Source organism: Paenibacillus sp. FSL M7-1046, from assembly GCF_038007405.1.
GTDB lineage: Bacteria > Bacillota > Bacilli > Paenibacillales > Paenibacillaceae > Paenibacillus_AQ.
Genome location: NZ_JBBOXB010000001.1, coordinates 3,016,688 through 3,030,077 on the forward strand (window position 1 = coordinate 3,016,688; position 13,390 = coordinate 3,030,077).

Sequence of the window (13,390 nt, forward strand, 5' to 3'; positions counted from 1 at the left end):
GAATAAAAGGTGGGCTAACATATGAAACTGCTCGTTACCGGCGGGGCCGGATTTATCGGCAGCAATTTTGTAATATACATGCTGCAGCAGCACCCGGATTACCAGATCGTGAACGTGGATGCGCTGACGTATGCGGGGAATTTGGAGAATTTGAAGTCGGTGGAGGGCAATCCGAATTATACGTTTGCTAAAGCGGACATTACGGATGTAGAGGCGATGGACACACTGTTCAGCCAGGGAGTCGATATCGTAGTCAACTTCGCGGCGGAATCACATGTGGACCGGAGTATTCTGGAGCCGGATGTGTTTGTAAAGACAAATGTGCTCGGCACACAGGTGCTGTTGGATGCAGCAAAGAAATATAGTGTGACCAAATTTGTTCAAGTGTCTACAGATGAGGTGTATGGAACGTTAGGAGCTACGGGACTCTTTACTGAAGAAACTCCACTCACTCCAAACAGTCCTTATTCCGCCAGCAAAGCGGGCGGAGATTTGCTTGTGCGCGCCTACCACGAAACCTTTGGGTTGCCGGTTAATATCACCCGCTGTTCTAACAACTACGGGCCATACCAATTTCCGGAGAAGCTGATCCCGCTTATGATTTCCCGTGCGCTTGCTGACCAGGCACTGCCGGTTTATGGTGATGGAATGAACATCCGTGACTGGTTGTATGTAGAAGATCACTGCAGCGCAATTGATCTGGTTATTCACGAAGGGGTAAACGGTGAGGTCTATAATATTGGCGGCAATAATGAGCGCACAAATGTGCATATAGTGAATACTGTGCTGCAGGAACTGGGCAAACCGGATTCTCTGATTACTTACGTGCAGGATCGTCCCGGACATGACCGCCGCTATGGCATCGACCCAACTAAGATTACGAACGAGTTAGGTTGGAAGCCAAAGCATACATTTGAAACGGGCATTAAAGAAACCATTCAATGGTATTTGAACAATAAAGAGTGGTGGACCCGTATTCAATCCGGTGAATACCAGAAATATGCCGAACTTCAGTATGGCAGCCGTTTGGGGGATTCCCTGTAATGTCGAAGATGAAAGTATTGGTTACGGGTTCCGCTGGGCAGTTGGGGCAGGACCTTGTACTTTTGTTGCAGCAGCAAGGACATGAGGTTCTAGGCTGTGACCGTCAGGAGATGGATATTACAGATCTCGATCAATGTACTGAGGTCATCAGCGGGTTCGGTCCGGATGCTGTCATTCATTGTGCCGCCCATACAGCGGTGGATGTTGCGGAAACCGATGTGGATGCCGCCTATTTGATTAATGCCACCGGAAGCCGCAATGTAGCACTGGCTGCGGAGAAATCCGGAGCCAAGCTGGTATACATTAGTACGGATTATGTTTTTGATGGCATGGGAACTCAGCCTTATCATGAATATGATAATACGGATCCGCAAAGTATTTATGGGAAGTCAAAGCGGGCAGGAGAAATCCTAGTGCAGTCTTTGTCCTCGAAATTTTTCATCGTCCGTACATCATGGGTATATGGCAAGTACGGCAACAACTTCGTAAAAACAATGCTGAAGCTGGGACAGGAGAAGCCGCTGCTGCAGGTGGTAGACGACCAGCAAGGCTCACCTACCTACACCGTAGATTTGGCCCGTTTCCTGCTTGAGCTGATTCAAACGGAGAAGTACGGAATTTATCATGCCTCTAACAGTGAGTTCTGCACCTGGTATGAGTTTACACAGGCGATTTTCGCTGAGGCAGAAGATATTCTGGGTCTGAAATTCACAGCAAAGCTAGAGCCGTGTGCTACAGAACATTTTCCACGCCCGGCACCACGTCCGCGCAATTCGGTAATGGAGCATCTGTCTATCCGCACGAACGGGTTTGAAGATATCCGGCCTTGGCGGGCTGGATTGAGGGACTTTTTGCTGGAACTGAAATAGATAAGCGCAAACTAAGCTCCTGAACCGTCATCGACGGTCGGGAGCTTTTTGCTGCAGTAACGACTGTTCATATTAACACATTACAAAGTGCTGACACCATGGCTAAAATTCCACTTTTTATTCCTTCTCCAAGGGATGTCATCATTCCAGGGTAACGTAGCCGCAACCTGTTGTTTTCGTTATAATAATGTTTAACAGCTTCAGAACCAAAATGAATTCAAGAATCCGAGGATATTTATGAATAACAAAACAGTCAGTGTACATATTGTTACCTTTAACAGTGCGGATGATATTATTGATTGTCTGACGGCAGTACTCGCCCAGGATTATCCGGTGAAGCAGATTGTGGTGGTGGATAATGCCTCAACAGACGGATGCGTGGATAGAGTGAAGGAGTTTTATCAAAAGATCGAAGAGGCCGGGGTTCCTTCCCTTGTTCTCATAGAAAATGTGATCAATACTGGCTTCGCCCCCGCCCATAACCAGGCCCTGGCGGCAACGGATACAGATTATGTACTCGTGCTTAACCCGGATCTGACGCTTGAGAACAGTTATATTTCCAGGCTTATCTTGCAGATGGAATCAAATCTGCGTATTGGCAGCACTACCGGCAAGCTTTTGCTCAAAGCTGATCACTCCCTTGTGGACAGCACAGGGCTGCGGATGAATAGAGCCCGGCGTGCCTTTGACCGTGGTGCAGGAGATCCCTCCACAGACTGGTCGGAATCTGGTTTCGTATTTGGCGTATCCGGCGCTGCAGCGATGTATTCGCGCCGGATGATTGAAGATATCAGCGTTGAGGGGGAGTTCTTTGATGCGGATTTCTTCGCCTATAAGGAGGATGTGGACGTGGCATGGCGGGCTGGGCTGTTCGGCTGGTTGGCTTACTTTGAAGCAGAAGCCATAGGCTACCACGAACGTGGCTGGAAACCTTCCGGCAGGGACAGCAAACCGATGTTCATTAGGCGGATTTCGTATATTAACCGCTACAAGATGATTTACAAGAACGAACCTGCCGGCACGCTGCTTCTCACTTTGCTGTATTCACTGCCGTATGAACTTGCCGCACACGGTTATACACTGCTTAAGGAACGCCAATTGCTAAAGGCCTGGTCTGCTTTTTTTAAGCAATGGAGACATCTTAAACAGAAACGGCGATATATACAAAATAAAGCATCCAGGAAATCGGACGAGTAAGGTAATTTACCGGCACAGTAAATCTGTAAAAACCTCCCTAATTAGGCTGCGCCTATCAGGGAGGTTTTTATGTTATAATAGTTGTCGGTAGATTACTATATTAGTCAGGAGCGTAGTGAAGTGAATATAGATGTCAGTATATTAATCTTAAATTACAACACATGCGGCCTGACGATGGACTGTATTAGGTCGGTATATGACTCGGTAACTAATTATTCCTATGAGATCATTTTAATAGATAATAATTCCCGTGATCATTCTGTCGAGTTGATCAGCAAGGAATTCCCGGATGTGCTGCTGATTGCCAACTCTGAGAATGTTGGTTTCGCCCGGGGTAATAATCAGGGGATGGAGGCGGCCTCCGGACGTTATGTGCTGCTGCTCAATTCCGACACGGTAGTGAGGAAGGATACGCTGGAGACGATGGTTTCCTTTATGGACAGCCGTCCGGATCTTGGCGCTTCGGGCTGCAAGGTGATTATGCCGGATGGATCGCTGGACAAGGCCTGCAAGCGAGGATTTCCGACGCCTTCGGCATCCTTTTATTATGCTTTTGGTTTCAGTAAGCTGTTTCCCGATCGGCCCAGATTCAACGGCTACCAGTTAGGTTATTTGGATCCAGATTTGGATTACCCGGTAGACTGTCTAGTCGGGGCTTTTATGCTGGTGCGGCGGGCGACGATCGAGCAGGTCGGCGGTCTGGATGAAGAGTTCTTTATGTATGGTGAAGACTTGGATTGGTGCTTCCGGATTAAAGAAGCCGGGTGGGGGATCTATTACTATCCGCAGACCTCCATCGTGCATCTAAAAGGCGGCAGCGCGCGGCGCAGGCCATTTAAAATTGTCTATGAGTTTCACAGAGCGATGATTTTATTTCATCGCAAGCATTATAGCAAGAGGTACAACAGTATGATTAATGGAGCGGTGTATGCCGGAGTCGGGGTAAAGTTCACCCTTTCGCTTGTCCGCAATATGTTAAAGTCTTCACGCGTGGTTTCTTCACCGGCACAGAGCCTTGCGGATTCCGGAGAAGCAGGTCCACGCAATGAAACGAATGCTGAGGTGAGATTATGATTCGCCGTAATCAGAGGTTTTTAACACAACTCTATATGGTTGCCGACTTCCTGATTATCCAAATCTCCTTTCTGGGGGCCTGGTGGCTGAAGTTCAAGAGTGGCTGGCTGGAATCCTATAATACGCTTCCGGTTGAATCCTATGCCTATTGGAGCCTTATTTATGGTGTGATTTCCGTATTTATAGGGATTGTGCTTTCCCTGTATTTGCCGAAGCGTAAGAAACGTTTTGTCGATGAATTCCTCAAAATATTTCAGGTGCATATCATGGCAGTCTTTATCCTGCTTGGCCTGATGTTCTTCCTGAAGGAAATCGACGTTTCCCGTCAGTATCTGGCCATATATATGGGTTTTAATATTCTCTCCATCATGCTTTACCGTTATGTGCTGAAGACGATGCTGAAATCACTCCGTGAAAAAGGCTTTAACCGTCAATTCGTGCTGATTATCGGTGCGGGCTCGCTCGGCAAACGATTTTATAATAATTTAGTGCAGTATCCGGAGCTGGGATATGAGACCATTGGTTTTCTTGATGATTTTCAGGAATGGGACGGGATAGAGGACCGGCGCTTTAAGCCAATTCTCGGCAAGGTGGATGAACTGGCTGGAATGCTGGAGCTGTTGCCGGTAGACGAGGTGATTCTGGCGCTTCCGCTTGATGCCCACTCCAAGTATCCTGCCATTATTGCCGCCTGCGAAAAGGCGGGGGTGCGGACGCTGATTATTCCGGATTTCTTCGACTACCTGCCGGCGCGTCCTTATTTTGATAATTTTGCCGGAATGCCAATGATTAATGTCCGTGATATTCCTCTGGATATGACTGGGAATAAGCTGGCCAAGCGGTTGTTTGATATTATTTTTTCGCTGTTCGCAATTATTGTAATGTCGCCTGTAATGCTCATAGTGGCCCTTGGTGTTCGCCTGACTTCTCCTGGCCCGGTCATCTTCAAGCAGGAACGTGTAGGACTTAACCGGCATAATTTCATGATGTATAAGTTCCGCTCGATGAAAATGCAGCAGGACGGCGAAGAAGATACAGGCTGGAGTACGCGGGAGGATCCGCGGCGCACCCGCTTCGGAAGTTTTATCCGCAAGACCAGTCTAGATGAGCTGCCGCAATTTTTTAATGTGCTGCTGGGGCATATGAGTGTGGTAGGGCCCCGCCCGGAACGGCCGTTCTTTGTGCAGCAGTTCCGGGGAGAGATCCCTAAGTATATGGTGAAGCATCATGTGCGTCCGGGTATTACCGGATGGGCACAGAGCAATGGTCTGCGTGGGGATACCTCGATTGAAGAACGGATTAAGCATGATATTTTCTATATTGAAAATTGGTCATTGCTGTTTGACATCCGGATTATTGTCAGAACGATTCGCAACGGATTTAAAAATGCCTACTAATTTCACATAGAAACGGTTGTTATCCTTACCCAAGGCCACAGCCGTTTTTTGTTTTTATACTCCAACTTTTGCAAAGGAAACCTACTATAATGGATAACAAAAAGAGTACTGCATCAGTCATCATGGTTATAGCAATAGTACTTTTGCTTGCGATTACGCTGATACCGGAAGATAAAGAGCCGGTCGCCGGCTTTGCAGCCCACCGGGTTGTTGCCCATGCAATGGGTGGCATCAACGGGCATGCCTATACCAATGCTGTTGAAGGTTTTATCGCCAATTATGAGCAGGGAACACGTGTATTTGAAGCCGATCTGCTGTTCACGGGGGATCAGAAACTAGTGGCCCGTCATGAGTGGTCAAAGGATATGACTAAGCAGTTAGGACAGCAGGAAGTGCTTCCTGCTGACAAGCAAGGGGAAGTACTGGATTATGCCGAATTTATGGACAGTCCGATTCTGGGCCTATACTCGCCGGCTGATATTGAGAAGATCATGGATTTGATGATGGCTTATCCGGATGCCTATATCGTAACCGATACGAAGGAGGTTGAAGCGGAGCTGGTCACACAGCAATTCGAAGTGATTGTCGAGGCAGCTGAGCGCAGGGAGCCATCGCTGCTGAAGCGGATTGTGCCGCAGATTTACAGTCGTGAGATGTTGGATATGATCCGTAAGGTGCATGTCTTCCCGGAAGTCATTTATACGTTATATCAATCGGAGGACAGTGATGAAGTGGTGACTCAATTCGTCAAGGAAACCGGGGCGGACATCACCATGTCTGACGACAGGGCCACCAAGAGCTTTGTGCAAAAGCTGAAAGGGGCCGGTGCCCGCGTCTATGTGCATACGATTAATGATGAGAAAGAAATCGTCCAGCTGTCCCGTTTGGGTGTGGACGGGTTCTATACCGATTTCGTTTCTGAAGATGACATGGACAGACTCAGAGGTCTGGGGCGAAACTAGCAGCCGGCAGTGGTGATGATGAGCAATCATTGTTCGATGAACGCTGCACTTAAGCATAGTTTCTGCCAGAAAGATAAGACTGATCTATAGCATACAACAATGAATTCTTATATTATAAAAAGGCGAAAAAATGTTCGCATTTTTTCGCTCTTTAAATTGACACTCCCCTTAGCGCTGGCATAGACTAGAGTTACGGCTTTTTGCGGTAGCGGGAGTGTATTTGGCTTGCTAGATGAATGATGGAGATGGACGATTGATGAATATGATGCGGCAACTGATACAGCCTTGGCGGCATGTTTTTAAGCTCGATCCGGACCGTGAGCTCGGAGACCTTGAGCTGGAGGCCATTTGCCTGTCCGGAACCGATGCGATTTTGGTTGGGGGCTCCACCGGTGTGACTTATGAGAATACTATTGATCTGCTGAACCGGCTGCGGCGTTATGAGCTGCCTTGCGCACTGGAGATTTCGGATCTGGAGGCAGTCGTTCCCGGCTTTGATTTGTATATGATTCCTATGGTGCTTAATACGCCAGACACGGCCTGGATTATTGGCCAACACCGCAAAGCCATTCAACGTTACGGAAGTCTGATTCCGTGGGAACTGCTGCTGGCCGAAGGATATATTGTCCTGAATGGAGATTCTTCCGTAGCACGCCTTACGGGTGCAGACCATTCGCTTAGTGCCGAGGGGGCTGCGGCATATGCCCAGATTGCGGACAAGCTGATGCAGCTTCCGGTAGTGTATCTTGAATACAGCGGCATGTTCGGTGATATGAAGACGGTTCGTTTGGTAAGAGAGATGGTGGAGAACAGCCAGCTGTTTTACGGGGGGGGGATTACCGGCGAGGCTGAGGCTGAGCAGGCAGCTGCCCTCTGCGACACCGTAGTGGTCGGGAATATTATTTACCAGGATATACAGCAAGCACTGCTCACCGTGCAGGCGGTAAAGAAGACCCAGCAGATGCATTGGGAGTAGCAGGTTTGAGATAGCGCTGCTCTTGACATTCTAAGCTTAAACTGAGAAAGGAGCATGTCACACATGCAACTTGTTAACATACAGGAAGCCGTAAGCCGGCTTAATCCTCCACAGCGCCAGGCTGTAGAAGCTACTGAAGGGCCCTTACTGATTATGGCCGGCGCGGGCAGCGGCAAGACCCGGGTGCTTACCCACCGCATTGCCTGGTTGATTGCGAACCGCAAGGCTCCGCCGTGGGCAATTCTGGCGATTACCTTTACGAATAAGGCGGCCCGGGAGATGCAGGACCGTGTCTCCAAGCTGGTTGGATCAGAAGGACGGGATATATGGGTATCCACCTTTCACTCGATGTGTGTACGGATTCTGCGCAAGGATATTGAACGGATTGGCTTCACCTCCAATTTCTCAATTCTCGATTCTACAGACCAGTTGTCCGTCATCCGCAACTGTATGAAAGACCTGAATATCGATACGAAGAAATTTGAGCCAAAGGCTGTCCAGGCCGTCATCAGCACAAACAAAAATGAGCTGATTACTCCGGCGCAGTACGAGCAGAAGATTGGCGATTATTTTGAAGGTCTTGTTGCTAAAGTGTACACCAAGTACCAGCATCGGCTGAGAAGCAACAACTCGCTGGATTTTGACGATTTAATTATGAAGACGATCCAATTGTTCAAGGAAGTGCCTGAGGTACTTGATTTCTACCAGAAGAAATTTAAATACATTCATGTGGATGAGTATCAGGATACAAACCGTGCGCAGTACATGCTTTGCCGCATGCTGGCGGAAAGCCATCACCGGATTTGCGTAGTTGGTGATAGCGACCAGTCGATTTACCGCTGGCGCGGAGCAGACATTACGAATATCCTTAATTTCGAAGAAGACTATCCGGAAGCGAAGACGATTCTGCTGGAGCAGAATTACCGTTCAACCTCCAATATACTAAATGCAGCCAACGGCGTAATTGCGCTGAACTCCGGACGTAAACCGAAGAAGCTATGGACCGATTCAGAGGAAGGTCCGAAGATCAAAGTGTTCCGCGGCGACTCCGAGCATGATGAAGGTTATTTTGTCACCGGAGAGATCAGTAAGAATGCCAAGCAGGGCCAGGCTTACCAGAATCATGCCATCCTGTACCGCACGAATGCACAGTCTCGCGTAATAGAAGAAATTTTGATCAAATCGGACATTCCTTATCAGATCGTCGGCGGGATCAAGTTCTATGACCGTAAAGAAATCAAGGATCTGCTGGCGTACCTGCGCCTGCTCTCCAATCCGGATGATGACATCAGTCTCACGCGCATTATCAATGTGCCAAAGCGGGGGCTGGGTGATACTACTGTGGGCAAGCTGGCTGTAGCAGCAGCAGAACGTGGGGTATCCATCTTCCGTGTGCTGCAGACGGTGGACGATCTGGGCTTTGCCGGACGGACGCGCAATACGCTGGTGGAGTTCTATGATATGATCGAAGCGCTGCACCGGATGGTCGAATTCCTCTCGGTAACGGAGCTGACGGAGAAGATTCTGGAGCTCTCGCAATACCGGCTGGAGCTGCAGAATGAGAATACGCTAGAATCCCGCTCACGGCTGGAGAACATTGATGAGTTCCTGTCCGTGACGATGGAATTCGAAAAGAATAACGAAGACAAGTCGCTGGTCTCCTTCCTCACGGATCTGGCGCTGATCGCTGACATCGACAGTGTGAATGACGATGAGGAGGAACGCGACGATGCTGTAGTGCTGATGACCATGCACAGCGCGAAGGGGCTGGAATTCCCAACCGTGTTTATTATCGGGATGGAAGAGGGCGTATTCCCGCACAGCCGCGCCTTCCAGGACAATGACGAACTGGAAGAAGAACGGCGGCTGGCGTATGTAGGCATTACGCGTGCGGAGAAACAGCTGTTCCTCAGCTGTGCCCGCAGCCGCACGCTATTCGGACGGACGACGGCCAACCCGCCGTCCCGCTTCCTGGAGGAGATTCCGGAGGAGCTGAAGGAAGATACCGGCTCTGCTTCGGACCGCTTCCGGCGCGGTGGCGCGGAGGTTGGCGGTGCCTATGGCGGCCGTGGCTTCACCGGCGGCGCCCGGGGGAACTTCGGCAGCCGCGTAGGCGCTGCCGGGGATGCGCCGGCAGGCGGCGGGACCGCCGGCTTTGGCGGCAGCACAGCGTCAGCGGCCGGAGCAGGCCGCGTGACCGTAACCTCCGGAAGCGGCGCACAGCGCGCATCGGGATCGGGGGCCGCGGCGCCAGGCGATTATAAAGCCGGCGACAAGGTAGCCCACGGCAAATGGGGCACCGGCACCATTGTGTCCGTGAAAGGCAGCGGCAACGACACGGAGCTGCAGATTGCTTTTCCGGCACCGGTCGGTGTGAAACGGCTGCTTGCGGGTTTTGCCCCGATTACCAAAGTCGAATAATCCGGGGACGGTTAACGAATGCATTTTTAGAATATAAAGATAAAGTAGAAGTATCATTCACATGCTTTACATTATCCTTATGACGGAGGGATACGCCCGGATGGACGTTATGCATACGATGGAAGAGCTTGTGGCTGAGCTGAATCAATACAATTACCATTATTACACGCTGGATGCACCGCAGGTCAGCGACAAGGAATATGATGTGCTTTACGATAAGCTGGTGGCCCTGGAAGCGGAGAGCGGCATTGTGCTGCCGGATTCCCCTACCCAGCGTGTGGGAGGGGAACTGCTGAAAGGCTTTACCCCGCACCGTCACCTTGCTCCGCTATGGAGTTTGGACAAAGCGCAGAATATTGAGCAGCTGCGGAGCTGGAATGCCCGTGTGCTGCGTCTCGTGAACGACTACAACACGAAGAATCCGGATACACCTCTGCCCGAGCCTTGTTATGCCGTCGAACTGAAATTCGACGGCCTGACCCTGAACCTGACTTACCGTGACGGTGTGCTAGTGCAGGCGGCGACAAGAGGAAATGGAGTGACGGGTGAAGGCATACTGGCTCAGGTGAAGACGATCAAGTCCGTTCCGTTGACGATTCCGTTCAAGGAAGGTCTTATCGAAGTGCAGGGCGAGGGGATTATGAACCTTTCGGTGCTGGCCGACTACAATACACGGGCTGCCGAACCGCTGAAGAATGCACGCAATGGCGCCGCCGGAGCGCTGCGCAACCTTAATCCTAAGACTACGGCGAACCGCAGGCTAAATGCTTTCTTTTATAACGTGGGATATGCTGAAGGGGTGCAGTTTGCCGATCATCAGGAGATGATGAATTTCCTGCGGACCAACCAGTTTAAGGTGAATCCGTACCTCACCTACTTTGCTAACTTTGACGAGGTTACAGAGCAGCTGGCGGAGATTGAAGAGAGCCGTTCCGGTCTGGACTATCTGATTGACGGTGCGGTAATCAAGGTTACCGATTTCCGTATCCGTGAAGCACTGGGTTATACCGATAAGTTTCCGCGCTGGGCGGTTGCCTACAAGTTTGAAGCTGAAGAAACGACGACCATATTGGAGTCAGTCAGCTGGAATGTAGGCCGCACAGGCAAAGTCACACCTCTGGCCCGTGTGGAGGCGGTAGAACTGGCTGGAGTTACTGTCCAGAACTGCACGCTGAACAACGTCGGAGATATTGAACGCAAGAATCTGAAGCATGCGCTGGGCACGCGGGTGTTTATCCGCCGCTCCAATGATGTCATTCCAGAGATACTTGGCAAGGTGACGGAAGAAAGCGACGGCGGGGAAATTGTATTCCCCGAGAATTGTCCGTCATGTGGTTTCCCGCTCGAAATGCGCGGAGCGCATCTTTTCTGCAACAACAAGCTGGATTGCAAGCCGCAGATTATCGGACGGATCACCCATTTCGCTTCCCGTGATGCGATGGACATTGAGACCTTCAGTGACAAGACGGCCGGGCAGCTGCACGAAGAGCTGAATCTGCGGGAGCCTGCCGATTTATATGAACTGAACTTTGAACAGCTGGTCAAGCTCGATCGCTTCGGTGAAAAGAAAGCGGACAATTTGCTGAAGGCGCTGGAAGAGAGCAAAGGGCGTGATCTAGCCTCGTTCCTCTTTGCCCTAGGCATTCCGAATACCGGCAAAGCAACCACACGGATGCTGGCCGATCATTACCGCAGTCTGGAGGCGGTAATGTCCGCAACTGCAGAGGAACTATCTGGATTGCCGGATATCGGCGGGATTGTGGCAGAGAGCATCGTGGGCTTTTTCGCTGATCCTTTTGTGGTAACGGGTATTAACCGTATGCTTGCACTGGGTGTAGAAGCGAAGGCACCTGAGGCTCCACGGCCGGTCAGTACGGATTCCTTCTTCAGCGGTAAGACCGTAGTGTTAACCGGCTCGCTGCAGAAGCTTACCCGTGAGGAAGCTGCGGAACGTCTCGAGGCGCTTGGCGCCAAAGTATCGGGCAGTGTCTCCAAGAAAACCGATCTGGTCATCGCCGGCGAAAAAGCGGGCAGCAAGCTGGCCAAAGCACAGCAATTGGGTATTCAGGTCATTGAGGATGAGGAAGAATTGATCCGGCTGCTGGAGATTTAAGATTGTTTTACGACATAGTACTGAATATCAATGTACTGCAAGATACAGAGTCCTGTGATCATTTCGCTTCCTGCGAAAGGTCACAGGGCTTTTTGAAATTTAAGGATATACAATTCTACGTTTACATCTGCAACAGCAGGATCATCCCTGTCGAGGAGAAGCTTTTCTTTCGAGTTGTGGTGGAAAGAGAAGTGCAGTGTTGAATGGAAAATTAATCCTGGCGGCGAATCATTTTTATGCTAAAATGAATGAATAATAATATATTCATTCACATAAACCTTGTTGTAGCTGCATATTTATCAATTGCCTTGGTCAAGCATACGCCTCATTGTAACGGTCCATGGAAGGAGGACTATAGATGAATAAAGCCATGACGGCCCAGTCTGTTCACTATGGGATGGGTACAGAGATGATCCACAAAGTTTTCGGCGATCATGGGGAAGAAGCACTCAGAGCTGTCGAGTATGAAGCTGAAAGGCTTGAAAACCTACTAAGCCGCTTTATACCCGATAGCGAGATTAGCAGGGTCAACAGGTCAGCGGGGATGAAATGTGAGAAGTTGAGTCCGGATACCTATGAGGTACTGTCGCTTGCTGCTGAGTTTTCAAATTATAGTGATGGATGTTTTGATGTCACTATCGGCCCCTTAGTAGATCTATGGAATTATAAGAATTCATCCGAAATTCCCGATGAGGTAAGAATCAGCGAGGTTCTTCGTAGGGTGAATGCTGCAGATTTGATGTTAGACCCTCACGAAAAGACTGCTAGACTTCAAAAAGTGGGGCAGTCCGTTGATTTAGGGGGGATCGGCAAAGGATATGCCAGCGATAAGTTTGTAGAACTATTTAAGGAATTTGGTGTCTCATCGGCTTTCACAAACATTGGCGGAAATGTGGCAGCTGTAGGTGTAAAACCAGATGGTTCCCCATGGCGTGTAGGCATCCGTTATCCCAGGCAGGATCAACGTTTGATTGGCGCTGTGGCTGTATCAGACAAAGCTGTGGTTACCTCCGGGGATTATCAACGTTTCTTCATGGATCGTGAAGGGAAAAGGCGGCATCATATCCTGAATCCGCATACCGGATATCCGGCGGAATCAGGTTTGATCAGCGTGACCATTGTTGCTGATAGCGCTACGCTTGCGGATACGTTGTCTACTCTGGTATTTGTAGCCGGGATGAACAAGGGGATTCAACTTCTTACAAGCTTCCCTGGAACCGAAGCGGTTCTCGTGGATACGGACTTGCAGGTTCATGTTACCCGAGGTCTCAACAATTGCTTTCAGCCGGAGATGGGGATAAGAGTGAATATCTTAGGATAAAAGACGGGAGTAGATT

At 49.8% G+C, this 13,390-nt stretch carries 10 protein-coding genes; all 10 read left to right on the top strand.

Annotation, left to right across the window (positions count from 1 at the left end):
- Positions 1–21 precede the first annotated feature (21 nt).
- The 10 genes from rfbB (at position 22) to NYE29_RS13190 (ending at position 13,374) form a co-directional block, all read left to right on the top strand.
- Positions 22–1,044 (top strand): dTDP-glucose 4,6-dehydratase, encoded by a 1,023-nt coding sequence (rfbB, locus tag NYE29_RS13145; RefSeq protein ID WP_038597188.1) that lies wholly within the window; start codon positions 22–24, stop codon positions 1,042–1,044.
- Between the two features lie 8 nt (positions 1,045–1,052).
- Positions 1,053–1,913, top strand: coding sequence for a dTDP-4-dehydrorhamnose reductase (rfbD, locus tag NYE29_RS13150; RefSeq protein ID WP_340899705.1), 861 nt, complete (start codon positions 1,053–1,055; stop codon positions 1,911–1,913).
- A gap of 237 nt (positions 1,914–2,150) precedes the next feature.
- The gene (locus NYE29_RS13155) at positions 2,151–3,110 is read left to right on the top strand and encodes a glycosyltransferase family 2 protein (protein ID WP_340896342.1); all 960 of its coding nucleotides are present in this window, start codon (positions 2,151–2,153) and stop codon (positions 3,108–3,110) included.
- A gap of 126 nt (positions 3,111–3,236) precedes the next feature.
- Complete coding sequence (locus NYE29_RS13160) at positions 3,237–4,184, top strand: glycosyltransferase family 2 protein (protein WP_340899707.1); 948 nt, start codon at positions 3,237–3,239, stop codon at positions 4,182–4,184.
- Entirely contained in the window at positions 4,181–5,581 is a 1,401-nt protein-coding gene (locus NYE29_RS13165; RefSeq protein WP_340896343.1) for an undecaprenyl-phosphate glucose phosphotransferase, read from the top strand. Before NYE29_RS13160 ends, NYE29_RS13165 begins: the two co-directional genes overlap by 4 nt.
- A gap of 89 nt (positions 5,582–5,670) precedes the next feature.
- Complete coding sequence (locus tag NYE29_RS13170) at positions 5,671–6,543, top strand: phosphatidylinositol-specific phospholipase C/glycerophosphodiester phosphodiesterase family protein (protein ID WP_340896344.1); 873 nt, start codon at positions 5,671–5,673, stop codon at positions 6,541–6,543.
- 265 nt (positions 6,544–6,808) lie between these two features.
- Positions 6,809–7,519 (top strand): heptaprenylglyceryl phosphate synthase, encoded by a 711-nt coding sequence (locus tag NYE29_RS13175; protein WP_340896345.1) that lies wholly within the window; start codon positions 6,809–6,811, stop codon positions 7,517–7,519.
- 63 nt (positions 7,520–7,582) lie between these two features.
- A complete protein-coding gene (pcrA, locus tag NYE29_RS13180; RefSeq protein WP_340896346.1) occupies positions 7,583–9,940 on the top strand; it encodes a DNA helicase PcrA in 2,358 nt (785 codons plus the stop codon).
- Between the two features lie 100 nt (positions 9,941–10,040).
- Positions 10,041–12,053 (top strand): NAD-dependent DNA ligase LigA, encoded by a 2,013-nt coding sequence (ligA, locus tag NYE29_RS13185; RefSeq protein ID WP_340896347.1) that lies wholly within the window; start codon positions 10,041–10,043, stop codon positions 12,051–12,053.
- Positions 12,054–12,411: 358 nt separating this feature from the next.
- Positions 12,412–13,374 carry an FAD:protein FMN transferase gene (locus tag NYE29_RS13190; RefSeq protein ID WP_340896348.1) on the top strand — a complete coding sequence of 321 codons (963 nt, stop codon included), beginning with the start codon at positions 12,412–12,414 and terminating at the stop codon, positions 13,372–13,374.
- Positions 13,375–13,390 lie beyond the last annotated feature (16 nt).